25 protein-coding genes are annotated in these 24,785 nt (G+C 44.3%); 13 read left to right on the forward strand and 12 right to left on the reverse strand.

Annotation, left to right across the window (positions count from 1 at the left end):
- Positions 1 to 2: 2 nt before the first annotated feature.
- The gene (glyQ, locus tag ACX5J7_RS03615) at positions 3 to 908 is read right to left on the reverse strand and encodes a glycine--tRNA ligase subunit alpha (RefSeq protein WP_012516531.1); all 906 of its coding nucleotides are present in this window, start codon (positions 906 to 908) and stop codon (positions 3 to 5) included.
- A gap of 145 nt (positions 909 to 1,053) precedes the next feature.
- Between glyQ and ACX5J7_RS03620 the strand changes: the two genes are divergently transcribed.
- Positions 1,054 to 1,662: a DNA-3-methyladenine glycosylase I gene (locus ACX5J7_RS03620; protein ID WP_474376568.1), complete on the forward strand. Its 609-nt coding sequence runs from the start codon at positions 1,054 to 1,056 to the stop codon at positions 1,660 to 1,662.
- Positions 1,663 to 1,748: 86 nt separating this feature from the next.
- Here the strand turns inward: ACX5J7_RS03620 and ACX5J7_RS03625 are convergent, their stop codons facing one another.
- The 4 genes from ACX5J7_RS03625 to ACX5J7_RS03640 all read right to left on the reverse strand — a co-directional run bounded on the left by ACX5J7_RS03625 (position 1,749) and on the right by ACX5J7_RS03640 (position 4,485).
- On the reverse strand, positions 1,749 to 2,216 hold the full coding sequence (locus ACX5J7_RS03625) for a DUF2489 domain-containing protein (protein ID WP_012516533.1): 468 nt from the start codon (positions 2,214 to 2,216) through the stop codon (positions 1,749 to 1,751).
- Between the two features lie 18 nt (positions 2,217 to 2,234).
- Positions 2,235 to 2,738 (reverse strand): Der GTPase-activating protein YihI, encoded by a 504-nt coding sequence (yihI, locus tag ACX5J7_RS03630; RefSeq protein WP_015065839.1) that lies wholly within the window; start codon positions 2,736 to 2,738, stop codon positions 2,235 to 2,237.
- Between the two features lie 127 nt (positions 2,739 to 2,865).
- On the reverse strand, positions 2,866 to 3,561 hold the full coding sequence (locus tag ACX5J7_RS03635; RefSeq protein ID WP_498706151.1) for a class I SAM-dependent methyltransferase: 696 nt from the start codon (positions 3,559 to 3,561) through the stop codon (positions 2,866 to 2,868).
- Between the two features lie 300 nt (positions 3,562 to 3,861).
- Positions 3,862 to 4,485 carry a c-type cytochrome gene (locus ACX5J7_RS03640; protein ID WP_012516536.1) on the reverse strand — a complete coding sequence of 208 codons (624 nt, stop codon included), beginning with the start codon at positions 4,483 to 4,485 and terminating at the stop codon, positions 3,862 to 3,864.
- 174 nt (positions 4,486 to 4,659) lie between these two features.
- Here ACX5J7_RS03640 and yihA point away from each other — a divergent pair, with 174 nt between their 5' ends.
- Positions 4,660 to 5,298, forward strand: a complete 639-nt coding sequence (yihA, locus tag ACX5J7_RS03645; protein WP_012516537.1) for a ribosome biogenesis GTP-binding protein YihA/YsxC — start codon at positions 4,660 to 4,662, stop codon at positions 5,296 to 5,298.
- Between the two features lie 384 nt (positions 5,299 to 5,682).
- Here the strand turns inward: yihA and polA are convergent, their stop codons facing one another.
- Complete coding sequence (polA, locus tag ACX5J7_RS03650; protein WP_474376567.1) at positions 5,683 to 8,475, reverse strand: DNA polymerase I; 2,793 nt, start codon at positions 8,473 to 8,475, stop codon at positions 5,683 to 5,685.
- 421 nt (positions 8,476 to 8,896) lie between these two features.
- Here polA and elbB point away from each other — a divergent pair, with 421 nt between their 5' ends.
- Positions 8,897 to 9,550 carry an isoprenoid biosynthesis glyoxalase ElbB gene (elbB, locus tag ACX5J7_RS03655; RefSeq protein ID WP_474376566.1) on the forward strand — a complete coding sequence of 218 codons (654 nt, stop codon included), beginning with the start codon at positions 8,897 to 8,899 and terminating at the stop codon, positions 9,548 to 9,550.
- Positions 9,551 to 9,738: 188 nt separating this feature from the next.
- Complete coding sequence (locus ACX5J7_RS03660; protein WP_012516540.1) at positions 9,739 to 11,190, forward strand: TrkH family potassium uptake protein; 1,452 nt, start codon at positions 9,739 to 9,741, stop codon at positions 11,188 to 11,190.
- A gap of 145 nt (positions 11,191 to 11,335) precedes the next feature.
- Here ACX5J7_RS03660 and trkA read toward each other — a convergent pair whose 3' ends face one another.
- From trkA to def, 4 genes are all read right to left on the reverse strand, one after another.
- Complete coding sequence (gene trkA, locus ACX5J7_RS03665) at positions 11,336 to 12,715, reverse strand: Trk system potassium transporter TrkA (protein WP_012516541.1); 1,380 nt, start codon at positions 12,713 to 12,715, stop codon at positions 11,336 to 11,338.
- A gap of 65 nt (positions 12,716 to 12,780) precedes the next feature.
- Positions 12,781 to 14,100, reverse strand: coding sequence for a 16S rRNA (cytosine(967)-C(5))-methyltransferase RsmB (gene rsmB, locus ACX5J7_RS03670; protein WP_015065843.1), 1,320 nt, complete (start codon positions 14,098 to 14,100; stop codon positions 12,781 to 12,783).
- Between the two features lie 2 nt (positions 14,101 to 14,102).
- Positions 14,103 to 15,053 carry a methionyl-tRNA formyltransferase gene (gene fmt, locus ACX5J7_RS03675; RefSeq protein WP_278383249.1) on the reverse strand — a complete coding sequence of 317 codons (951 nt, stop codon included), beginning with the start codon at positions 15,051 to 15,053 and terminating at the stop codon, positions 14,103 to 14,105.
- Between the two features lie 8 nt (positions 15,054 to 15,061).
- Positions 15,062 to 15,571: a peptide deformylase gene (gene def / locus ACX5J7_RS03680; protein WP_012516544.1), complete on the reverse strand. Its 510-nt coding sequence runs from the start codon at positions 15,569 to 15,571 to the stop codon at positions 15,062 to 15,064.
- A gap of 216 nt (positions 15,572 to 15,787) precedes the next feature.
- Between def and ACX5J7_RS03685 the strand changes: the two genes are divergently transcribed.
- The 7 genes from ACX5J7_RS03685 to ACX5J7_RS03715 all read left to right on the forward strand — a co-directional run bounded on the left by ACX5J7_RS03685 (position 15,788) and on the right by ACX5J7_RS03715 (position 21,587).
- Complete coding sequence (locus ACX5J7_RS03685) at positions 15,788 to 16,861, forward strand: LysM peptidoglycan-binding domain-containing protein (RefSeq protein WP_474372359.1); 1,074 nt, start codon at positions 15,788 to 15,790, stop codon at positions 16,859 to 16,861.
- Positions 16,862 to 16,900: 39 nt separating this feature from the next.
- Positions 16,901 to 18,010 carry a DNA-processing protein DprA gene (gene dprA, locus ACX5J7_RS03690; protein WP_474372360.1) on the forward strand — a complete coding sequence of 370 codons (1,110 nt, stop codon included), beginning with the start codon at positions 16,901 to 16,903 and terminating at the stop codon, positions 18,008 to 18,010.
- Positions 18,007 to 18,483: a DUF494 family protein gene (locus ACX5J7_RS03695; RefSeq protein ID WP_498706152.1), complete on the forward strand. Its 477-nt coding sequence runs from the start codon at positions 18,007 to 18,009 to the stop codon at positions 18,481 to 18,483. Before dprA ends, ACX5J7_RS03695 begins: the two co-directional genes overlap by 4 nt.
- 94 nt (positions 18,484 to 18,577) lie before the next feature.
- Positions 18,578 to 19,120 carry a DNA topoisomerase family protein gene (locus tag ACX5J7_RS03700; RefSeq protein WP_012516548.1) on the forward strand — a complete coding sequence of 181 codons (543 nt, stop codon included), beginning with the start codon at positions 18,578 to 18,580 and terminating at the stop codon, positions 19,118 to 19,120.
- Between the two features lie 22 nt (positions 19,121 to 19,142).
- Entirely contained in the window at positions 19,143 to 19,748 is a 606-nt protein-coding gene (gene tsaC / locus ACX5J7_RS03705) for an L-threonylcarbamoyladenylate synthase type 1 TsaC (RefSeq protein ID WP_474372361.1), read from the forward strand.
- The gene (hemF, locus tag ACX5J7_RS03710; protein WP_012516550.1) at positions 19,745 to 20,677 is read left to right on the forward strand and encodes an oxygen-dependent coproporphyrinogen oxidase; all 933 of its coding nucleotides are present in this window, start codon (positions 19,745 to 19,747) and stop codon (positions 20,675 to 20,677) included. The genes tsaC and hemF overlap by 4 nt, the downstream gene beginning before the upstream one ends.
- A gap of 235 nt (positions 20,678 to 20,912) precedes the next feature.
- The gene (locus ACX5J7_RS03715) at positions 20,913 to 21,587 is read left to right on the forward strand and encodes an OmpW family outer membrane protein (RefSeq protein ID WP_012516551.1); all 675 of its coding nucleotides are present in this window, start codon (positions 20,913 to 20,915) and stop codon (positions 21,585 to 21,587) included.
- A gap of 115 nt (positions 21,588 to 21,702) precedes the next feature.
- On the opposite strand, the gene ACX5J7_RS03720 is transcribed toward ACX5J7_RS03715, so the two are convergent.
- A complete protein-coding gene (locus ACX5J7_RS03720; protein ID WP_012516552.1) occupies positions 21,703 to 22,134 on the reverse strand; it encodes a group II truncated hemoglobin in 432 nt (143 codons plus the stop codon).
- Here ACX5J7_RS03720 and aroE point away from each other — a divergent pair.
- Positions 22,133 to 22,972, forward strand: coding sequence for a shikimate dehydrogenase (gene aroE, locus ACX5J7_RS03725; protein WP_012516553.1), 840 nt, complete (start codon positions 22,133 to 22,135; stop codon positions 22,970 to 22,972). The genes ACX5J7_RS03720 and aroE overlap by 2 nt on opposite strands.
- Here aroE and ACX5J7_RS03730 read toward each other — a convergent pair.
- A complete protein-coding gene (locus ACX5J7_RS03730) occupies positions 22,969 to 23,511 on the reverse strand; it encodes a gamma carbonic anhydrase family protein (RefSeq protein ID WP_012516554.1) in 543 nt (180 codons plus the stop codon). The genes aroE and ACX5J7_RS03730 overlap by 4 nt on opposite strands.
- 145 nt (positions 23,512 to 23,656) lie before the next feature.
- Here ACX5J7_RS03730 and ACX5J7_RS03735 point away from each other — a divergent pair, with 145 nt between their 5' ends.
- Positions 23,657 to 24,700 (forward strand): CDP-glycerol--poly(glycerophosphate) glycerophosphotransferase, encoded by a 1,044-nt coding sequence (locus ACX5J7_RS03735; protein ID WP_015065847.1) that lies wholly within the window; start codon positions 23,657 to 23,659, stop codon positions 24,698 to 24,700.
- The last annotated feature ends 85 nt before the right edge of the window (positions 24,701 to 24,785 follow it).

Consider the following 24,785-nt stretch of genomic DNA (forward strand, 5'->3'; position numbering starts at 1 on the left):
GCTTATGCCTCCTTGTTACATAGTGGGAAGCCTAGTGCTTCACGCGCTTGGTAATAACTTTCTGCACACGCTTTAGCGAGCGTTCTTACGCGAAGAATATAGCGCTGGCGCTCAGTAACAGAGATAGCGTGTCGTGCATCTAAAAGGTTAAACGCGTGGGACGCTTTCATTACCTGTTCATAAGCAGGAAGTGGAAGACTGTTTTCTATCAGCTTTTTACTTTCCGCTTCGCATTCGTCGAAGGTTCTAAACAACGCTTCCACATTGGCGTGCTCAAAGTTATACGTCGATTGCTCTACTTCATTTTGGTGGAATACGTCACCGTAGGTTACTTTACCCATCGGACCGTCAGTCCATACAAGATCGTAAATGCTATCTACGCCTTGAACATACATGGCCAATCGTTCTAGGCCATAGGTAATTTCACCGGTAACAGGCTTACATTCAATACCGCCTACTTGCTGGAAGTAAGTAAACTGAGTCACTTCCATACCGTTTAGCCATACTTCCCAACCTAGACCCCACGCACCTAGCGTTGGCGATTCCCAGTTGTCTTCAACGAAGCGTATGTCGTGAACTAGCGGATCGAAACCTAACTCTTTCAAAGAGCCCAAGTACAACTCCTGAATATTATCAGGCGAAGGCTTAAGCATTACTTGAAACTGATAGTAATGTTGTAAGCGGTTTGGGTTCTCGCCATAACGACCATCAGTAGGTCGGCGACACGGTTGAACATAAGCGCTACTCATAGGCTCTGGACCTAAAGAACGTAGGAACGTCATCGGGTGGAAAGTTCCTGCACCCACTTCCATATCCAGAGGCTGAATAATAACGCAGCCCTGGCGCGCCCAATAATCTTGAAGCGCAAGGATCAACCCTTGAAAGGTCTTAATATCGTATTTCTGCATACATCCGCTGCTTATTAGTTATCTGACTTAAATAAAGGTGGGATAGTATACAATTTGTCAGGCATAGTATGTAGGTGTAAACCGTGAAAAAACGGGTTGAATAAGGGTAATATGCCGCTTCACAACAAGGATTTAATTTTTAACCATGGGTGATCAGACAAAAATAGAGAAAAAGCAGCCGCTACACCGGTGTGGATGGGTGAGTAATGACCCCACTTATCTCGCTTATCACGACACTGAGTGGGGCGTCCCCGAATTAGACAGTCGAGCATTGTTTGCAAAGTTATGTTTAGACGGTCAGCAGGCGGGGTTGTCTTGGTTAACAATTCTTAAAAAGCAGCAAAACTTTGAGAACGCTTTTCATCAATTTAACCCAGAAAAGATTGCCGTAATGGGCGAATCTGATATCGAGCGACTTATGCAAGATAAAGGTATTATTCGCAATCGATTAAAAATTGCGTCGATCATCCGAAATGCTAAAGGCTTTCTCGCTATAGAACAAACGCAGCCATTTAGTGAATTTATTTGGCAGTTCACAGACGGGCGCACCGTTATCAATAGGTGGGAAGACTTTAAGCAAGCGCCTACCTCGACCGATGAATCAAAAGCCATGTCAAAAGCGTTAAAAAAGCAGGGGTTTAATTTTGTTGGCGAAACAATTTGCTATGCGTTTATGCAGGCGGTAGGTATGGTGAATGACCATGAAATTAGCTGTCATTGTTACGAACGTACCTGCGAACTGGCAGTGAAGTAAACGCGCAAAAAGTACAATTCAAATAAAAAAGGCCGAGCACACTAAGTACTCAGCCTAAATCTTCTTCTATTACTGTCGCTCTAATACTAGCCGTTCTGAGCCGCCAACAAGCTTCCACAATAGGACTGCAAAGCAGGAAGTTCTTCTAACACTTTTGACTCATATTCCGACTCGATTTGCTCTCTGGCAATATCCTGCTTTCGGCGCTCGCTTTTAGGAAGTTGTTGCCTCTCTTCTAAAATAGCGAAGCCACTTACTTCTGTAAAAAGCGCATGAATATGAGGATACTGCGCTTTAAAATCGGGTGGCGAACTAATCGGCAGTGCATTAAGCAAGTTTACAATGCGGATCACACCTTCTGAAAGGTCGCACTGTTGCTGGTCCATTGCTTTGGCTATTACAATGACGCTGTCGGTGATATTGACAATCCGAGACTGCCTTGCGGCTTCCTGTCGTTTCTTCTGTTGATTCAATAAAAACAGCAGCTTGCCTGCGTAAAACCCAAGCCCAAGAATGATTAGTAGCGCAATGCCTGAAAGTACTGCCCAAAGCATGACTCTTTCCCGTAATTATTAATGCTTAAAGTCGTCGATGTTAATAGCGTCTAAATCGTCAAACGGATCCATATCGTCGTCTTCATCATCTTCTTCTACTATGCCTAGTAGGTCGCACAATATACGGTGGCGCGCCATTTTCTCATCCACATAAGCTTGTTGCTCACGGGTTAAGGTCTTGTCATCATCTAGCTTGTCAAGTAAGTCCGTTAGGCGTTGATCTGCTTCAAGAGCTGCGAGTTCTTGTGCTGGCGTAGCAAACTTTTTCTTCTGTACTGGAGTAGGCGTTACCGTTTTAACAAGCTGGATTGGCTTTTTGCTGCCATGGCGAGGGTCTTTATTCTCTGCACTCTTTTTGCCCGTCACTTTTTTCTGTTCAACATTGTGGCGGTTACCAGCGGGCTTGCCCTTATGTTTTTTAGGGCGAGGCGAGTCTGATTTACGGTTTTCGCTAGGTTTAAAGTCTGGATCTTTACGAACGCCGATGAGGCCGACTTTACGAGATTTCTTTGAACGTGCCATAATTTCCAAATAACAAAGAGAATGAAAAAACAGCGCTATTATAGCGCGAATTCGTATCTACGTATCGATCTTTGGGTTAGCTATGTAAAATCAATACGGGTGAAGCTTACTTGTAGACGGTTCTGTTCTAGATCTTTTTCAGTAAAACAACATCGTCAGCAGGGAAGGCCACGTCTAAGCCGTCTCTTTGCCCTAAAAATCTGAACGTTGCCTCACTGAAAAAACTGACGTGGGTAATATCGTTTTTATAATGCCAATTTTCAAACCGCGCTTTATCTAAAACGCGCTTCGTCATAATGGCAAGTATACCCTTTGGTGCCAAAAGCGAATTGAGCAAGGCCCATTCCTTGTGAGGAGCATGAAAATGTTCGATGGCTTCTGTACATGTAACAATATTATATGTGTGTGATAACGCATCGGACGTGTTGGCGTAAAACGGGTCATACGTACTCATTTGAACGCCTTGTTCTGTTAGCATCGCCGCGAGTACAGGAGCAGGGCCACAGCCGAAATCTAAGCCTTTTAGTGTGCCAGACTCATGGGCATCAATATAAGGTGTAAGTGGCGTTAAAACCTTTCGTAAAAACTTTCTATAGCCGACATCTTCAAAACTGTTTTCATGAAGGTCGTACTCTTGCTTTTCGCGTTCTTTAGAGGGCAAATAGGCAGGTCCCACATAAACAAGCTCGCACCGACTACACTGAAAATAATCGCGTTTCTTATCGGTGTGATAATGAGATGCGTGAGGGCTTTGGCATAAAGGGCAAGTCATAGGAAACGTGAATATTAAAGCGCTGAAAAAGAAAAAGGTGATGGCTTTCACCATCACCTTACATTGATTGAGTGTCAGATGACACCTCTCCCGTTATACACTTCTATGTGTAGCTGGCTTCCCTAGCTATGCTCCCCTTATTTTTATTGTTCGCAGAGCTGTATTGTTGTTTTTGGCCCTCGTGGCTCTTTATCCCGTCTTCCATGCTGCATTTTTATTATTATTCTTGTTATTTAGTTTGTAGCTTTTCAAAGGCACCTACAAACTACGCCGTTAGATTACACGAATAATTTTAAAATACAACTTTTTTGGTAACAAATATTTAACAACAATGTGTAAACAGGCTGCGTCTTAGTGTAAGCCCGCAATATAATTAGATAAAATTTCGATATCTTCGTCAGTTAATTTCATCGCAATATCACGCATCATGCCATTCATGTCGTTATGACGTTGGCCTGAACGGAATGCTTTTAACTGTGAAGCCGTGTAGGTAGCGTGTTGCCCACTAATATCAGGGAAACCTGCTAAGCCCATGCCGTTACCTTTCGGACCGTGGCATGCAATACACGCTGTTACGCCTCTAGACTCATCGCCGCCTTGATAAAGTGCGCGACCCGCTTCAACGTATTGTTCTGGTGTCTCACCCGCTTTAGGCTCTTGGCTAGAAAAGTAAGCAGCTAAATCTTTCATGTCTTGCTCTGAAAGTGGGGCAGCCATACCATTCATCACAGCATTGTTGCGTCCTTCTTCACCACCTGTTTGTGAAGCAAGTTTAAATTCGGTTAATTGCTTAACAATGTACTTCTCATGTTGGCCAGCAAGCTTAGGGTTCATGTCAATCATGCTATTGCCATCAGGGCCATGACAGGCTGCACAGACTGCAGATTTCGCTTTACCTGCCTCGGCGTCGCCTTCTGCTATCGCAGTTGCGCTTAAACCTAAAGACATACATACCAACAAACACAGTTTTTTCATAATAAATCTCTTTAATGGATCCAACGGCTAGCGTGATATACGTGATATCATGCGTATTTTACACATTTAACGCGTCAGAAAAACCTATTCCATGATAAAACTATGGTTTTTAGTTGGTTTATTCATTAAAAAACTGTAAACCGAAGGTTGAGACGCATGTGGAGGTAAGTCTAGATGTCGTATTACACCAAAGCAAAGTTCTTTACGAGTGCACCTGATATTCGTCACTTGAAGAACGATACCGGAATTGAAGTAGCGTTTGCCGGCCGCTCAAATGCGGGAAAATCAAGCGCACTAAATACGTTAACGCGCCAACGAAATTTGGCAAGAACCAGTAAAACCCCTGGCCGTACACAGTTAATCAACGTGTTTGAATTAGAAGAAGAACTGCGTTTAGTTGACTTACCTGGCTATGGGTTTGCAAAAGTCCCTGTCGCGATGAAAAAGAAGTGGCAGGCGTCGTTGGGCGAATACCTACAAAAGCGTAAGTCGCTTAAAGGGTTAGTCGTATTAATGGACATCCGCCATCCTTTTAAAGACCTAGACCAAGACTTGATTCACTGGGCTGTAGAGTCGAATATTCCAGTGTTAGCGCTATTAACTAAAGCCGACAAATTAAAAAGTGGTAAGCGTAAGGCGCAGCTGCTTATGGCACAAGAAGCAGCACTTGCGTTTATGGGGGATGTCACGGTTCAGACTTTCTCTTCATTAAATAAACACGGTTTACCAGAACTTGAACGTATTCTAGATGGATGGTTCGGGCTAGACAAAAAAAGTGATGAAGAGGGGGCTGTTGTCGAGGGACAAGATTAGCGCTTGAGATGATGTCACAAATTGCTGTGTTAGAAAAAAGAAACGCCTCGCATAGTGCGAGGCGTAAACTGAGAGAAAACACATAAAAACCGAAGATATAGAGTAGCTAAAAGTGAAGAAGTTCAGAAAAATCTAAATTATTTCTTTGTTTTTATTTAAACTGTTGATAATTAATGATTATTTATTTTCTTCAGACATAAAAAAACCCCGACAAAACTGTCGGGGTTAAAGCAAAGGTTTGAAAACAGCTTTCTCACCTCTGTACCCTACATGCGTAATATTACAACAAAGCACAGAAAAGGCAAGAGCGTTATGTAATTAAATTACCAAAATTAATGAAATTACGCTGCCTTTTAACGATAAAACTGTAATCTAATTACTAAACTAGTGCGCTTCGTCCCAGTTTTCACCAACACCCGCTTCAACAACAAGCGGTACATTAAGCGTTGCAGCGCTTTCCATAAGCGTATTGATGGTCTTCACATAGCTATCGACTTTATCTTCTTTTATTTCGAATACTAACTCATCGTGCACTTGCATCATCATAGTGACATCGTCTGCGGCATTCTTTGAAATCCAGTCATCCACTTTGATCATAGCCATTTTAATGATGTCTGCGGCTGTACCTTGCATAGGCGCATTGATAGCGGCGCGCTCTGCGCCTTTTCTACGGGCACCATTGCTTGCTTTAATATCTGGCAGGTAAAGGCGTCGGCCAAATACCGTTTCAACATAGCCTTTTTCTTTTGCACTCTCGCGGGTTGAGTCCATATATTCAAGTACACCAGGGTAACGTTCGAAGTAAAGATCCATGTATTTCTGGGCTTCATTACGGGGAATATTTAATTGCTTAGCCAACCCAAATGCACTCATGCCGTAAATAAGGCCAAAGTTAATGGCCTTAGCGCTACGTCGCTGTTCGGTTGTTACTTCGTCAAGCGGCACCCCAAATACCTCTGATGCGGTGGCTTTATGTATATCTTTGCCATGTGCAAACGCATCTAACAGACCTTTATCCCCTGACAGATGAGCCATAATGCGCAGTTCAATTTGCGAGTAATCGGCAGCAACAAACTTGTTTCCTTTACGGGGAACAAAGGCTTGGCGTACACGACGGCCTTCTTCGTTGCGAATAGGGATGTTTTGTAAATTCGGATCGGTAGAAGAGAGTCTTCCGGTGGCTGTTATGGCCTGATGGTAAGATGTGTGGACACGGCCTGTTCGATGATTGATCATCTTTGGAAGCTTATCGGTGTAGGTATTTTTCAACTTGGTTAATCCCCGGTATTCCATAATTTTCTTGGGAAGCGGGTATTCAAGGGCAAGCTCCTGTAGCACGTCTTCAGACGTTGATGGCGCGCCTTTAGGCGTTTTCTTTATTATGGGCAGCGACATCTTTTCAAATAGAATATGTTGAAGCTGCTTTGTTGAACCAAGGTTAAATGGTTCGCCGGCTTCTTCATGGACTTCTTTTTCCAGCTCAGCGATACGGGCGGCAAGATCTTGGCTTTGCTGACTCAATCTTTGACTATCAATTAATACCCCTTCTTGCTCCATTCGCGACAGTACGCAAGCAAGGGGCACTTCTACATCAATTAACAAGTTCTTAAGCTCTGGAATTTCTTTCAGCTTAGCCCATATTGTATTGTGCAAGCGAAGCGTAATATCCGCATCTTCAGCAGCATACGGCCCAGCTTCCTCAAGAGCAATTTGGTTAAACGTAAGTTGCTTCGCTCCTTTACCGGCAATGTCTTCAAAGTGAATGGTTTTGTGACCGAGATAGGCAAGAGCAAGGGAGTCCATGTCGTGACGTTGTGCAGTGCTGTTGAGCACATAACTCTCAAGCATGGTGTCAAAGCCAATACCGTTCAACGTAACGTCGTAGTTTGCCAATACGTTTTTATCGTATTTGATATGCTGGCCTACTTTAATGATATCGTTCGATTCTAAAATAGGCTTAAGTGCATCTAATACAAACTCGCGAGATAACTGTGTCGGAGCATCTGGGTAATCATGCGCGACAGGTACATAGGCAGCCTCACCTTCTTCAATACAAAATGAGACGCCAACAAGCTCTGCATCCATATAATTAAGGCTGGTCGTTTCAGTATCAAACGCAATGAGCTGTGCTTTTTGCAATTTGCCAAGCCAAGTATTAAATGTTTCTTCATCTAGCACGGTCTCATACTTAGACTTATCAATATCGCCAGATGTCGCAGATTCACTCGTTTGCGTAGAGTCGCTGCTTTCTGCGCTTGTGGATTCTGTAGCACTAGATGTATCGCCGCCTGCTAACAAAGCACTCACTTCAGCGTGCCACCGCTTAAACTCGTATTCGGCAAATAGATCACGAAGTTGTTCATTGTCGGCTTGGCAAGGCATTAGCGTTTCGACATCGTAGTCCAATTCCAGATCGATACTAATCGTGGCGAGGGTGTAAGACAGGCGGGCCTGTTCTTCATACTCTTCCATTTTAGCTGCCATCGACTTACTGCCTCTAAATGAAAGGTCGGCGATCTTGTCTAAATTCTTATATATATCGTCAATACCGCCGATACCGTTTAATAGTGCTTGAGCGCTTTTATCACCAACCCCTGGCACGCCTGGGATGTTATCAACCTTGTCGCCTTTAAGCGCGAGAAAGTCGATCACAAGTTCAGGAGGGATACCGAATTTAGTATTTACACCTTCCACATCCATAAGCTGGTTAGTCATGGTATTGATTAGTGTGACATGCTTGTTCACCAGTTGAGCCATATCTTTGTCGCCCGTACTGATAAGTGTATCGATCCCTTTTTCTGTAGCGTGCTTTGCTAATGTACCAATAACATCATCAGCTTCCACACCCGACTCAACAATAACCGGTAGACCCATCGCTTTGATAATCGTGTGTAAGGGCGCGATCTGACTTCTTAGCTCTTCCGGCATAGGCGGGCGGTTAGCTTTATATTCTTTATAAATATCGTCGCGAAAGGTTTTGCCTTTAGCGTCAAAAATAACCGCCATGTGAGTTGGGTTATATTGTTTGATCAGGCTCTTGAGCATATTTACAACGCCGTAAATAGCGCCGGTGTCTTGACCTTTTGAGTTGGTTAAAGGTGGTAGACCGTGAAAAGCACGAAAGAGATAAGACGATCCATCAACAAGAATAAATGGCGGCTTTTTAGAATCAGGCATAGATAGCGATTTTCCGAGATACAATATGAGCGCAAGGATGCCACAGACTAGCGCTGATCGCCATATCATGAAGGCACATTAAGGACAATATGCGATCACAATCTGCCTGTGGATAACTTTGTGATCTAAAGTTTGGTGCACGACGATCGTGGCGATCTTTGTCAAGTTAAAGATCACCTTTCAAATCAAGAAAAATAAGGGAATGAGCCTAAGGTGTGAAAACAGCGTACCTGCTACTAAACATTCCATTTTGTGTGGATAACTTGGTGTACGTTTATTTTTGGTTTAACCAAGTTGGTCAAGTAATGTAGCATAACCATTAACAATGTATACACGATTTATTAAGAACTTTTTTTGAACAGTTGTGTGATTAATAGCCAAATTTTGAATAAGTAGATGGCATCGCGTCTAGGAGGACAATATGAAAAAAGTAGCCGTTATTTTAAGTGGTAGTGGGGTGTTCGACGGAGCTGAATTGCATGAATCCGTATTAACGCTTCTAGCCATCGAACAAGAAGGGGCAACCTATACGTGTTTTGCACCAGATGTAGAGCAATTACACGTGGTAAATCATTTAACCGGTGAAGTATCAGAAGGCGAGACTCGAAACGTACTTGTAGAGTCTGCGCGCGTGGCGCGGGGTGACATCAAGCCCGTCACTGAATGCGATGTAAACGCATTCGACACGCTAATTGTGCCGGGTGGCTTTGGTGCCGCTAAGAACTTTTGTACATTCGCGGTAGACGGCGAAAACTGCTCGTTTAATGAAGACGTATTAAATGTGTGCAAGTCTTTTGCTCAGGCGAAAAAGCCAGCCGCCTATGCCTGTATTGCTCCAGTATTGGCTGCCAAGGTATACGCTAACCACGTAAAGCTGACTATTGGTAACGATGATGGCACGGCTAATGGTGTCAATGCGTTAGGTGCATCACACGTAGATTGTAAAGTAGATGAAGTGGTCGTTGATAATGATGCCAAACTTGTCACCACCCCTGCTTATATGTTGGCTGAAAGTGTTTCTCAAGCCCATAGCAGCATCACTAAAATGGTTAAAACCGTATTAGCAATGAAATAGCGACAAGTACGGTTTATTTTTGTTTCGCGATGTGGGGATACAAAGGTTTCCCCACATTCATTATAGTCCTATAATCAAAATCCTATACGCAATATTGATGCATTCGCGTTTTACGAATAGCATTTTAGCGTGTCCATAAATGCACTTTTTAACACTGCGCCACTATAAAAACAAAGGCATAACGAACAATGCACTACCGTGCCATCATACGAATACTTGGGTTATTAATCGCGCTTTTTAGCGTAACCATGATCCCACCGGCTATTGTGTCGTTGATTTATCAAGATGGCAGTGGCTTACCTTTTACCCTGGCCTTTATATTGTGCGTTATAGGAGGCATGGCGTTATGGTATCCCAACCGCTTGGAGAAAAGTGACTTAAGAGCACGAGAAGGGTTTCTTATCGTGGCGCTGTTTTGGTCAGTACTGGCAAGTGTAGGTGCAATTCCGCTTATCTTGCTCGAGCAGCCGAGCATGACAGTGACCGACGCATTTTTTGAGTCGTTTTCAGGCCTTACCACCACTGGGGCAACAGTTATCGAAGGGATAGACTTTCTGCCCCATTCTGTACAGTTTTATCGCCAGCAGCTTCAGTGGTTAGGCGGGATGGGTATCATCGTACTCGCTGTCGCTATTTTGCCAATTCTAGGTGTGGGTGGCATGCAGCTTTACCGCGCTGAAACGCCTGGCCCTGTAAAAGATAACAAAATGACGCCGCGTATTGCCGACACCGCAAAGCACCTTTGGTATATCTATTTATCAATTACTATTGCGTGTGCAGGTGCTTATTGGCTCGCGGGTATGAATGTGTTCGATTCTATTTGTCATGCGTTCTCTACCGTCGCCATTGGGGGCTTTTCTAACCACGACGCGAGCTTGGGGTATTTCAATAGCCCCATGGTCAACGTAGTGTGTACGGTATTTCTACTTATCGCCGCCCTTAATTTCTCGTTGCACTATGCCGCGGTGAGTTCTCGTTCCGTTAAAGGGTATTTCAAAGACCCTGAGTTTAAAGCGTTCTTTATTATTCAGGCTTCACTTATTGGCATTTGTTTCTTAGTGCTGACATTGTCAGGTTATTACACTTCCGCCGAGCAGGCTTTAGATCAAGCCATGATCCAAGCGGTATCGATAAGCACTACAGCAGGTTTCGCTACCACTGACTTTTCAATATGGCCAACGTTTTTGCCGATAATGCTAATATTCTCAAGCTTTATCGGGGGCTGCGCAAGCTCGACAGGCGGCGGGTTGAAGGTTGTAAGGGTTTGCCTCTTGTTCTTACAAGGTAAACGTGAAGTCGATAGGCTCATTCATCCTAAAGCTGTGTACAGCGTTAAGTTTGGCGACCGTGCCATGCCCGATAGAGTAGTAGAGGCTGTTTGGGGGTTCTTCTCAGCCTATGCTGTGGTATTTGTTGTGCTTATGATTGGCCTTATCGCTACTGGTCTTGATAACTTAAGTGCGTTTACCGCAACGGCGGCAATGTTGAACAACCTAGGCCCAGGCTTAGGCAGTGTGGCGGCAAACTATGCCGATGTAACCGACGCCGGAAAGTGGATTTTGGTTACCGGTATGGTGTTTGGTCGTTTAGAAGTATTCTCGCTTCTTGTACTGTTCTCGCCTACCTTTTGGCGCAGCTAATACATTCGCGGTACACGCTAAAATTATCGGTTTATTAAACTAGAAAGGGCGATAACTGCAACTATCGCCCTTTGTGTTTAATTTTCTGTGCTCAAACTGCGACTTAGGTTGCGCAGCGTAAGCCCTACGGTCAGACTATGGCGTGTCAGCCAAAGAAAAAAGCGCTCGGTTGGAAGAGCTTTTCCACGTCGTTGATATATTTCTTATCTACCAAAAACAGAATAACGTGATCGTTAGCTTCTATCTTGGTATCGCTATGAGCAATAATAACCTGTTCATCGCGAACGATAGCGCCAATGGTAGTACCCGGTGGCAGTTTAATATCACCAATTTGTCTGCCCACCACTTTAGAGGTGTTTTCATCGCCGTGCGCGATGGCCTCAATGGCTTCAGCAGCGCCCCTGCGCAACGAGTAAACATTCACAATGTCACCACGACGTACGTGAGTAAGCAGGGCCGATATAGTGGCTTGCTGGGGTGAAAACGCAATGTCGATTTCGCCACCTTGAACTAAATCCACGTAAGCGCTGCGTTGGATAAGCACCATGGCTTTCTGTGCACCCATACGCTTGGCCAGCATGGCCGACATAATATTCGCTTCATCGTCATTGGTAACCGCGATAAACGCATCTACCTGTTCGATATTTTCCTCGCTGAGTAGCTCAGGGTCAGAGGCATCGCCACTGAAAACAATGGTTTTATCTAAGTTAGCAGAAAGGTATTTAGCCCGTTCAGGGCTGTATTCGATAAGTTTTACATTGTGGTTGTGCTCGAGCTGCTTAGCCAGTCCTGCACCAATTAAACCACCGCCCGCTATCATGACGCGCTTATAGCTAGACTCTAATTTTTGTAGTTCACTCATTACCGCGCGGATATGTTTGGTCGCTGCAATAAAGAAGACTTCGTCATCCGCTTCTATAACCGTCGTGCCCAATGGTCGAATAGGGCGGCCGCGGCGATAGATGGCGGCCACGCGGGTCTCAACGTTAGGCATATGGTCTTTCAGGGCAGATAGCGCATGACCTACCAACAGGCCACCATAATAGGCTTTAACCGCGACCAAACTTGCCTTGCCTTCAGCAAACTCTACTACCTGTAGCGCGCCGGGATAATCGATAAGGCGCTTAATTGCTTTGGTCACTAGCTGTTCGGGGGCAATGATATGGTCGACAGGAATATCTTGCTGCTTATACAGCTGCTCTTGATAAATAATGTATTGTTCAGAGCGTACGCGGGCTATTTTTGTGGGGGTTTTAAATAAGCTGTAGGCCACCTGACACGCCAACATGTTACTTTCGTCACTGTTAGTAACGGCGATAAGCATGTCAGCGTCTTCTGCCCCTGCTTTACGCAGTACGTCAGGGTGAGAACCAACACCCGTGACTACTTGTAGATCTAGACGGTCTTGAAGTGCCCGTAGAATGGTGGGGTCTGAATCTATAACGGTAATTTCGTTATTTTCACCAACTAAGTTTTCAGCAAGCGTACCGCCTACTTGGCCTGCCCCTAAAATGATGATTTTCATCGTTATTATTTTGCCTTCGTCTTCTTGCTGGTCTTACATTGTACCGCTGCACAATGCGTGAGCCCTCAGTCTTGTGACTTTACCAGCCTCGCATAGTAGAAACCATCCATTTGTTGCTCACCTGGTGTAATTTGACGGCCTGGCTTGTCTGGTGTTTCCGTTTTTAAAATAGGAGATAGCGACGCATCTGGCGTGTCAGCAAGGAACTGTTGTATTTGCGCCATATTCTCTTTCGGTAAAATAGAGCAGGTGGCATAAAGCAGCGTACCGCCAGGTTTCAATAAGCCCCACAATGTATCTAAGATGCGGCGTTGTAGCTGTGCTAAGTTATCTATGTCATTTGCTTTACGCAGCCAGCGAATATCTGGATGACGACGAATAACACCAGTGGCAGAGCAGGGAGCGTCTAACAAAATTCTATCGAAGGGTTTTCCGTCCCACCATGATTCAGGGTTAGCTGCATCACCTTGCCTAATGTCTACCTTATGCTGCAATCGCGTCATATTTTCTTCTACGCGTTTAAGGCGTGTGGCATCAGCATCGAGTGCTAACACGTACTCAGTGTCAGGAGCACACTCTACAATGTGACCGGTTTTTCCGCCCGGAGCGGCACAGCAATCTAAAATGCGCTCATTAGCTTGTGGTTGTAAATAATGTGCCGCTAATTGGGCCGCGCCGTCTTGTACGGCAAAGTGACCCTTTTCAAACCCGGGTAAGCCCGTAATATCTTCGCGTTGAGAAAGGACGATTGCATCGCGGTGGCTTTCACTTAGCGTGTATTTTACTTCTGCCTTATCAAGTGCTTCGGTAAAGGCGCTAAAACTCACCTGCTGCCTATTCACTCGAAGCCAAATCGGTGCCATTGCGTTAGTTTCGGCACGCACATTGTCGGCCTCTGCACCGTAGGCTTGCTCTATCGCTTTATAAAGCCACTTCGGTAAGCCGCTATTGATAATAGCATCGTCGACGGGTTTATCGGCAAGGTTCTCACGCTGAAAATTACGCAAAACGGCATTGACTAAACCTTTAAGGCCAGCGGCGTTTAAATAAGACGCCGCTGCTACGGTTTCTCCCACGGCCGCGTGGTTGCTAACCCGAGAAAAGTTCAGCTGATATAACCCAAGCAGGATAAGGTGCTCTATTACTTTCTTATTACCTTTAAGGGGCCTATCTAATAGGGCTCTTAGCCAATGTTGTAAAAGAGGAAGGCGACGCATTACCCCTAACGACATTTCTTGTAACCAAGCGTTATCACGTGCATTGTGCCTACGCTGAACTCGCTCTAAACATTCGCGTGATGATTTGCCTTGCTCTAAGATTTGGTAAATAACCCACGCGCAATCTGCACGCAGGTTTTTTTGTTTGGGAAGGGGTAATGGTTTCACTTTTAGTCTGCTTGTTTAATACAACGGCCAACTTCAAACCACGACTGGCGGGCATTAAAAACATCTGCTGCAGGTAGCGCCTTTTTACCAGGTATTTGAAGAGAGGTAATGCGAAGGGCGTCTCGTCCTGTCGCAATAGTGATGCCTGCTTTATCTGCGCTTATTACCGTGCCCGGCTTCACGTCTTTATCTAATGTAACTACATCAGCAGACCACACTTTTACGTTTTGATCTTCAACTTGCATCCAAGCAACCGGCCATGGGTTAAATGCACGAATGTTGCGCTCAATTTGCTTAGCATCGTCAGACCAATTAATTAACGCTTCTTCTTTAGATAGCTTCTTAGCGTAGGTTGCCTGGGTATCGTCTTGTTTTGTTGGGGTATAACTCTCGAAATCGTTAACCACATCCACTAAGGCTTTAGGGCCAAGTGTAGCTAACTTTTCATACATTGTTGCGCTGGTGTCGTCATTGGCAATGGGCAGTGTGGCAATGTGTAACATGTCACCCGTGTCCAAGCCTTCATCCATTTGCATAATGGTTACGCCAGTTTCGGCATCCCCGGCCCATATAGAGCGTTGAATTGGGGCAGCGCCTCGCCATTTAGGCAAAATAGAGCCGTGTACGTTGATACAGCCAAGCCTAGGTGCGTTAAGTACCGCCGTGGGAAGTAATAAGCCATAGGCAACAACTACCATCAAATCCGCGTTAAGGGCCGCTAATTCTTTCTGTGCGTCCTCGGCTTTAAGTGATTGAGGTTGATAGACGGGAATAGCGTTTTCTTCTGCCAGCACTTTCACTGGGCTGGCGGTCAGCTTTTTGCCTCGCCCTGCGGGTCTGTCAGGCTGTGTGTAAACCGCAATGACCTCATGCTCGCTATCAAGCAAGGCTGATAAATGCTTAGCTGCAAAATCCGGTGTACCGGCAAAAATTACTTTCAATGGAGTTGTCACGTTATTCCTTAGGCTTTCGCAGCAAGACGCGCTTCTTTCTCAAGCTTCTTACGAATACGTTGGCGCTTAAGCGGAGAAAGGTAGTCAATGAACAGCTTACCTTTTAAGTGATCAAGCTCGTGCTGAATACAAATCGCAAGTAGACCTTCTGCGTCTAGCTCGAATGCCTCGCCATTTTGATCTAACGCTTTAACCGTAATCGCTTCTGCTCGCTCAACTTTGGCGTAATTACCCGGAACAGATAAACAGCCTTCTTCACTAATCGTTGAGCCATCTTTGCGAGTAATTTCTGGGTTAATAAATACACGTGGCTCGTTTTGATCTTCCGATACGTCCATTACAACAACTTGAACATGACGGTTCACCTGCGTCGCCGCAAGGCCGATGCCGTTCTCGTCTTTCATGGTTTCGAACATATCCGATACCAATTGTTTAATTTCGTCGTTAACTTCTTCTACCGGCTTAGCTACCGTACGAAGACGTTCATCAGGAAAACTTAATACGTCTAAAATTGCCATTTCTCGCTTACTTCACCTTTTCGCTGTATAAATACATATACGATCTAATTGCCAGCACACTTTACAGTGCTTATTAAGTTACTATTCTAACGTATATCGGGAGCATTCGTGCAGTTTTTTGCCGAACCCCTATAAGAATACGAACTTATGCCGATATAGTGCTATTGTCTGAAAAAACAACAATAAGTGATAGTGAATAATTTGAAGGTGGTTAATTTGAAAAAGCGATTAATAAGCGCTCGTCGCGGGGCAACACTCCTTCTTTGTGCAATTCTGTCTTTGCCAGCGTTTGCACTTCAACTCAAAGATACCGCACCTGAAACCTACACGGTAAAACGTGGTGATACACTCTGGGCCATTGCTAACATTTTTTTGAATGAACCTTGGTTATGGCCAGAGCTTTGGCGCACCAACACACAAATTGAAAATCCTCACTTAATTTATCCTGGTGATGTCATCGTTGTAGGCTATATAGACGGACAGCCTGTTTTATCGGTAAAACGAGATAAACCTAGCTACAAACTGTCACCTTCAACGGACAAACGGTTAAAACCAAAGCCTGTAGACGTACTTTCTTGGACAACCATATCGCCGTTTATTAAACAACATATGTTACTAGACGAAGAGAGTTATCAGGCATTACCGAAACTGTTAGGGAACCAAGACGGAAACGTAAGGTTTGCTGCAGATGACTTTGTACTAAGCCAACAGCAATTCAGTACTGACGACCAGTATAGAGTCATAAGAAAGCACGCTACTATTAAAAACCTTGATGGAGAAATATTGGGCGTACAAGTTACCCATGTTTCCACGGCATCTTTAGTAGAAAAAGGTCAGGCAGACGACACCATGCTGCTTTTTATTGATGATGCGAATCAAGAGGCTAAACGCGGCGATAAGCTAATGGCTGGTGGGTTTAAACAGCCGCAAAGCTTTGAACTTGTTCCTGCGAAGTCTCAGCGTGGGGCCGTTGTGGGAGACCTACACGATCACGACCTGTTAGGAAAGTATGACGTTGTTATCCTTGATTTGGGCGCGGCAGATGTCTTACCGGGAACCGTGTTAGGTGTTTACGCACAAGGTCCAGCCATCATAGATGAAGAAAGTCCGCGTTATGTAGATGAACCGGGCGTAAAAACAAGTGGTGAATGGTTTATCGATACAGTGTCGCAACCCGCACTTAAAGTTGGTGAAGTTGTGGTATTCAAAACATTTGACGCGGCAAGTTACGGATTAATCTCACGAGCGAACAAAGGCATTAAGCGCGGCTTTATTGTCGCTAAACCTTAACGTTCCGAGTGCCTCATTGTCGCTTAGTAAGGAGCGGCAATGAGCGCACAATTTACATCTTTAGACAGCTCGGCAACGGCATGGATAGCGCTAGCCTCTGCACAGCGTGTTTCACCTAAACTGTGGTTACAGGCGCTCGAGCAACATCAATGTTCTCCCATTGAACTTTTAAGCCAAGCTTCTTCTTTGGGAAGTGCGGTCACTACACTCACTGATCAAATAACACAAAAGCACATCGACACAGCGTTGAATTGGGCGAAGGTAAGTGAAAACAGGCACGTCATTACCCTTGATTCACCGGACTATCCACCGTTACTCAAGCAGCTAGACAGCCCTCCGCTTGTATTATTTGCTACCGGAAGTAAAGCGCTACTAAAACAACCGCAAATAGCCATTGTTGGCAGTAGAAGGGCGAGTATTCAAGGAAAGCGTATAGCGACTGACTTTGCAATGGGGCTCTCTAACAATGGCATTGCCATTACCAGTGGTTTGGCGATGGGCATAGACAGCGCCGCTCACGTGGGTGCCATATCCGGCAGTATAGGTACCATCGCTGTTATGGGTACGGGGCCGGATAAAATATACCCTACAAAGAACAGTAAGCTTTATAACGAAATACACGATAGTGGCGGCGTTAGTGTTACAGAGTTTTTCCCGGGGCAGGGGCCTAAGCCGTGGCATTTTCCCCGGCGTAACCGAATTATTGCCGCACTTTCACTCGGAACCTTGGTTGTGGAAGCAAAAATTAAAAGCGGTACCTTGATAACTGCAAATTTGGCCGCAGATATGGGGCGAGATGTATTCGCTGTACCTGGTAGCCTCTTTCACGCTTACTCTGAAGGTTGTCACTGGTTAATCCAACAAGGTGCTAAGTTAGTAACTAATGTAAACGATATTCTTTTGGAAATTGGGGTTCAACCTCAGCAAATGAGCTTTGATGTTGGCGAACAAAATGAAAAAAGTGCAGTGAATAGCTTGGCAACTGATAAATTATTAGCTAGTGTGGAATATGACATCACCGCTATTGATGTTATAGCGCAGCGCAATGCCTTATCTGTATCGCAAGCAATGGCATCACTATTAGAATATGAGTTGCGTGGTTTAGTAGCCGCTGTCCCTGGTGGTTACGTTAAATTGAGGGGAAAATAATAGATATCCTCATGTATCTGTTTGAAAACTTCATTCACAGTGAAACGGAAATTCGTGTTGATCAAGACGAGTTAACGGAAGAACTTGTGCGCGCGGGTTTCCATCACGATGAGATTTATAAAGCCCTCGCATGGTTAGAAAAGTTAGCGGCATTGCAAGAAACAGACATCAAGCCGTATTTTTGCAAAGGCATTAGCACTAGCTTAAGCCGGATATATACCCACGAAGAACAAATGCGTTTAGATGTGGAATGTCGTGGTTTCTTAATGTTTCTAGAGCAGGTTAACGTATTAGACGCATCTACGCGTGAAATGGTGATAGACCGCGTAATGGAAATCGATTCCAGCGAATTCTGTTTAGAAGATTTAAAATGGGTTGTGCTAATGGTGCTATTTAATGTACCCGGTAAAGAAAAAGCCTACGCACAAATGGAAGACCTATTGTTTGAAGAACCAGACGGCATACTACATTAATGCGGTAGCCCAGCTGCAATTTAGGTTCGCGAATCTGTATTTAACTAAATGCGTTGCCAGCTGGTAGCGCGTTCGAGGCTTTTATGTCTACATCATGTCTAAAATAGACCACTCACTTTTTTCTGCTCACGAGCACGCTCTAGAAGATAATTTTGGAGACTGTCCCGAATGTGGCAAGCCCCTTCATATTAAGAACAGCAAATCAGGGCCGTTTTTAGGCTGTACTGGCTACCCTGATTGTAATTTCAGTAAACCGCTTCACGATACCCAAACCACGGTCCTTAAAACGCTAGACGGTATGGCCTGCCCAAAGTGCGCCTGCGATCTAGCCATTAAAAAGGGTCGGTTTGGCATGTTCATAGGCTGTACCAACTTTCCCTCATGCCATCACATTGAGCCTATCAAAGAAAAAGAAGACACCTTAGTTGACTGCCCAAAGTGTAAGAAAGGGCATTTAATTTCACGCACCAATAAATACGGCAAACAGTTTTTTGCGTGTAACCATTATCCGCAATGCCGATATGTGCTAAATTTCACGCCTGTAAATGAAAGCTGCCCAGACTGTGGATGGACAGTGTTGATAGATAAAAAAGGGCAAATTCAGTGCCCGCAGCCAACTTGTGGCTACAAAAAGTAATCATACGTAGAGAACAAAAATCATGTCTGATACTCAAAATGGGAACGTAAATACGTTTACCCCCGTTGAGGCTAATGCATCTGAAGTCGGCCCTGTTGTTGCCGCTTTCGAAGCGGGGCGTTTAATTGTTTATCCGACCGAAGCGGTAATGGGTATAGGATGTGACCCTGACAACGAAGCAGCGGTTAATGCACTATTAGATATCAAACAAAGGCCTGTTGAAAAAGGCGTAATATTAATTGCCGCTAATTACAGCCAGCTTTTGCCCTACGTAGATGACAATGCAATTCGTCCCGATAGACGTACCGATATTTTTTCAAGCTGGCCTGGCCCTAACACCTGGCTATTACCTAAGTCGTCATCGGCGCCTGTTTGGTTAACCGGCAAACATAGTAAAATAGCGGTGCGCGTAACTAATCATCCTGTGGTTGTAGCGCTATGCAATAAGTTGGGTAAGCCACTTGTTTCAACCAGCGCTAACCTAACAGGGCAACCGCCAGCGACAGACACCGACGAAGCCAAAGCCGTGTTTGCAGATTCTGTATTTTATGTAGAAGGTAAAGTAGGCGGTGCAACTAAACCCAGTACCATTCGCGATGGTGACACAGCAGAGGTAATAAGAGCATGACATCAGCAGAGTTATTGGACGGTAAAAATGCCGCTGAAGTAATAGAACAAGTAAAAAGCTATCTACTAGGGTTGCAAGATACCATTTGCCAAACCCTTGAACTTGCCGACGGTAAGGGCCAGTTTGTTGAAGACAGTTGGCAGCGCGAAGAAGGGGGCGGTGGACGCTCTCGCGTGCTTAAAAATGGTGCGGTGATAGAGCAAGGCGGCGTAAACTTTTCCCATGTGTTCGGCAGTCAAATGCCAGCGTCTGCTACGGCTAATCGTCCGGAGCTTGCAGGGCGAAACTTTCAGGCAATGGGAGTATCTTTAGTTATTCACCCCCACAACCCGTATATTCCCACCTCTCATGCAAACGTGCGCTTTTTTATTGCAGAAAAAGAGGGCGAAGCACCTATCTGGTGGTTTGGCGGTGGCTTTGATTTAACGCCGTTTTATCCCTTTAAAGACGACGTGGTGCATTGGCATGATACAGCCAAGAAATTATGCAAGCCATTCGGTGAAGACGTATACCCCAAGTACAAAAAATGGTGCGATGAGTACTTTTACTTAAAACACCGCAACGAAACCCGTGGCGTAGGTGGGTTGTTCTTTGACGACCTTAATGAATGGGGCTTCGAGCAGTCATTCGCTTTTATGCAGGCGGTTGGCAATGGTTTTATTGATGCTTATGTCCCTATTGTTGAGCGACGCAAGCAAACTGATTATGGCGAAAGAGAGCGTGATTTTCAGCTTTATCGCAGAGGTCGCTATGTTGAATTTAATCTAGTATTCGACCGTGGCACCTTATTTGGTTTGCAAACCGGTGGACGTACGGAATCTATTTTAATGTCTATGCCGCCGTTGGCCCGGTGGGAATACTGCTATACCCCGGCACCAGGGAGTGCTGAGGCTAAGCTTACGGATTGGCTTAAACCTACTCCGTGGTAAAAAGTGTTCAATTCAATCACTTCTTTATCCAGGCTTACACCAAAGAAAGTTTAAGCATAAAAAAGTCATACAAAAACGCCGCATGAAGTCACTCTGCGGCATTTCTTGTTGATCTATATCAATTTCAAATACCGTTGGTGTTTCAGTGGGTTATTAACTTTGCGCTGGATCAATGTTTCGTTTAGCTAACGGCGTAAAGTAGCGCCATCTTAGTTAAACACAAAAGAGACACATCATGCGCAAACACACTTTATCTGCACTTTGTCTTACCCTTGCTGCACTTTCACCTTTAGCTAGCGCTCATCAGCAGGGCGATTGGATTGTTCGAGGCGGTCTGACTACCGTTGCTCCTGACGAATCTACTTCTAACATCGTCGCTGGTGGCAATGATCTTGGTGTTGCCCTTAATATTGATAACGATACCCAGCTAGGTTTGAACGTTGCATACTTCATTACTGATAAAATTAATATCGAACTGCTTGCGGCAACGCCCTTTAAGCACGACGTGAACTTCTCTGTTGCCGACCCGTTAGGTACGGGAAATCAGCTTGGTGAAGTTACTCACTTACCGCCAACACTCACCGCTAACTATTACTTCAACGATGCAAGTTCAGCCTTTCAGCCATATATTGGTGCGGGTATTAACTACACCTTTATCTTTGATGAGGAATTTACTGGCGCAAACGAGGATGCAGGCTTAAGCGACCTATCACTCGATAACTCATTTGGTTTATCAGCTCAAGTGGGTATGGACTACCAAATTGATACAAAGTGGCATGTAAATGCATCAGTACGTTTCATCGATATTGATACTGAAGCCACGTTTAAGGTTGGTGATGCCGCAGGTAAGGTGAGTGATATTGAAATAGACCCTTGGGTGTACACCATATCGGTAGGCTATACCTTTTAAGGCCGAACACCCAAAAATTGAGGCTTTCGTAATTGTACTACTTTATACGCCACAAAGAGCGTAGACAGTAACAGGGGACTTGCGCGTTAAAGGTTATTCCTTTCAACGCGCTTTTTTATTTGGTGTTCACCATATGGCTGGCAAGCTGGTCAAGTGCTTCAAGTAGCTGTTGCGCTAACGTTATATCATCGACAGTTTTAAACATAGCCTTGCGCATACAGTACATCCACTGCGCTTTAAGTTCTGGCGTTACGGTATAAGGAAGGTGGCGTGCACGAAGTCGCGGGTGGCCGAATTGCTGCTGATAATCATCTGGGCCGCCAAGCCACAAACTTAAATATAAAAAGAACACGTGGCGAATTCTATCAAGCGGTTGAGGGTGAAGAGCCAAAAGTTCGCTTGCTAATGGGTCGGTTTCCATTATGTCGTAAAACGTATTCGCCAATTCGCGTACTTTCTTCTCTCCACCTATACGCGCATATGGTGTACTCTGCGTAACACGATTATCGCTTTTCTTCTTTATATTAAATAAGTCTCGTATTCCCATGAAAAAATTCGCTGTATTTGGCAACCCTATTGCACAGAGTTTATCACCAACCATCCATCAGATGTTTGCAGATCAGGTCGGAGAAAAGATTTCTTATGAAAAGATACTTGCGCCTGAAGATGGTTTTGTTGAAGCTGCCAAAGCGTTTTTAGCTCAAGAAGGCGCTGTAGGCTGCAATGTCACCATGCCTTTTAAGCTTGATGCCTTTAACTTAGCAAAGGTAGATGATCAAGCAGCTAAAGACGCACAAGCTGTTAATACACTAATGAATGGTGACAGAGGTGAGCTGTTAGGGTTCAACACAGATGGTGTGGGGCTAGTCAATGATTTACTAAATAGCGGCGTGAAAATTAAAGATAAACACGTGTTACTTATCGGAGCCGGCGGCGCAGCCCGTGGCGTCATTTCTCCGTTATTAAAAGCGGGCGCTGCTACACTGACTATTGCGAATAGAACGAAAGCCAAAGCTGAAGAAGTGGCAAGCGCTGCTTCAAACCCTAAAGTGGACGTAGTGGCCCTTGAGGATATCGCAACGATTGCACCTCATATTATTATCAATTCAACAGCAGCTAGTTTAAGCAATGCGTTGCCGTGCAGTTTGAATGACGGTGTTTTACAACACTGTGAAGTGGTGTACGACATGGTTTATAAAAATTCACCCACGCGTTTTATGAGAGATGCGGCTGAACTAGGTGTTAAAACGCAAATAGATGGGTTAGGGATGCTGGTTGAGCAAGCGGCTGAAGCGTTCTATATATGGACACAAAAGCGCCCAGACACTTCTGATATTGTTAAGCGAGTTCGTGACATTGTTGAGCAAAGTGAGAAGCGAAACTAGTTCGCTTCTTCCAAGTATTCATCTTTTAACACAACATAATTAACAGCAGACTGTTTTAAAAACGCCATTTCAGCGTCATTGAGCGGCCTCTTCTTCTGCATTGGGTTTCCAACGTAAAGAAAACCGCTCTCTAATCGCTTGTTTGGTGGTACTAATGTACCCGCGCCAATAAACACATCGTCTTCAACGACAACACCATCCATGACAATAGCGCCCATGCCTACTAATATACGGTTGCCTAACTGACAACCATGAAGCATACATTTGTGCCCAACGGTAACGTCATCCCCAATAATAAGCGGAAATCCATCAGGGTTTTTCTCAGATTTACGGGTAACGTGCAAAACACTACCGTCTTGAATATTAGAGCGAGCGCCAATACGTATTTTGTTTACATCGCCTCGAGCAGCAACTAAAGGCCAGACGCTACTATCTTTTTCAATTTTTACATCACCAACAATTCGACATGAAGCGTCTATATATACTGATTTATCTATTGATGGGAAAATGCCCTTAAAGCTACCTACAGTGTTCTTCATCTATAACGTTCCTTTTGAGTATGAACATATTAGCTAATCAACTAACCAATGAGTGTCTTGTTGCGCTCATAATACTAATAGTACGGTAAGTTAGTTATACTTGAAAATCCGCTTATCAAAACAAAGAAGCTAAGAAGAAATTTACATGGCTAAACGTTACGTACTATTCGCGTCTCTTCCCTACGCATATTCAATTCTGCGTCCACTTCAAGCTGAGATAAGAGCGAGAGGTGATGACGTTGCGTGGTACCTAGAGTCTACGTGTGAAAATTTACTTGATGACACTGAAGTCTTGCTTGCAAACATTGATGACGTAAAAAGTTATGACCCACTTGCAATTTTTGCGTGCGGTAACTTTATTTATCATTTTCTTCCTGGAATAAAGGTCGCAGTATTTCATGGGTATGCAGTAGGGAAACGTGGTGAGAAGGGAAATGTACTGGATGACCATTTTACAATTCGAAATTGGTTTGACTTGTATTGTACACAAGGTCCTAGCAGCACACCTGTATTCAAGCAATTGGAAGAAAAGCTTGGTTTCTTTAAATGTTATGAAACAGGTTGGTGTAAGGTTGATCCATTTTTTACAGAACCTACTCTGCAGAACGAAGGTAAAACTACAATATTATATTCGCCTACATTTAGTCGGGGTATAACTTCGGTAGAGGCCTTATATGACACAATACATCAGATTGCTGAACGTAGAGATTGGGAATGGATAATAACCTTTCATCCCAAAATCACTGATCATTCGATAATAAACAAATACCAAAAGCTGGCAGAAAAGTTCGACAATGTTAGTTTTGAAAGAAATGAAGGTTTAAAAACATTCCAACGTGCAGATGTAATGCTTTGTGACAGTTCATCAATAATTCTTGAATTTATGTTACTTAGTAAGCCCGTAGTCACGTTTAAAAATACAAACCCAGGACCGCATTTAATAGACGTGAATGAGTGTGATGCCGTCGAGCCTGCATTAGAGACGGCATTAACAAGGCCTAAATCCTTAATGGAAGCTATTGATACATATACGTTGAACCACGAAGCGCATAGAGATGGAAATAACTGTTCTCGCGTTTTAGATGCTGTAGACCATTTCAAATCTAACTTCGAAGGCCGAATAAAAGCTAAGCCTTTAAACCTGTGGCGTAAGTTTAGATTAAGAAATAAGCTGAAATACTGGAAATAGTAGGTATTTTGAGCGTTCGGAAAGAATGTGACACTTTTTTTAAAATAAGTGTTGACGTGAGCGCTCATTTCCCTAAAATGCGCAT

The sequence above is a fragment of the Alteromonas infernus genome, assembly GCF_902705815.1.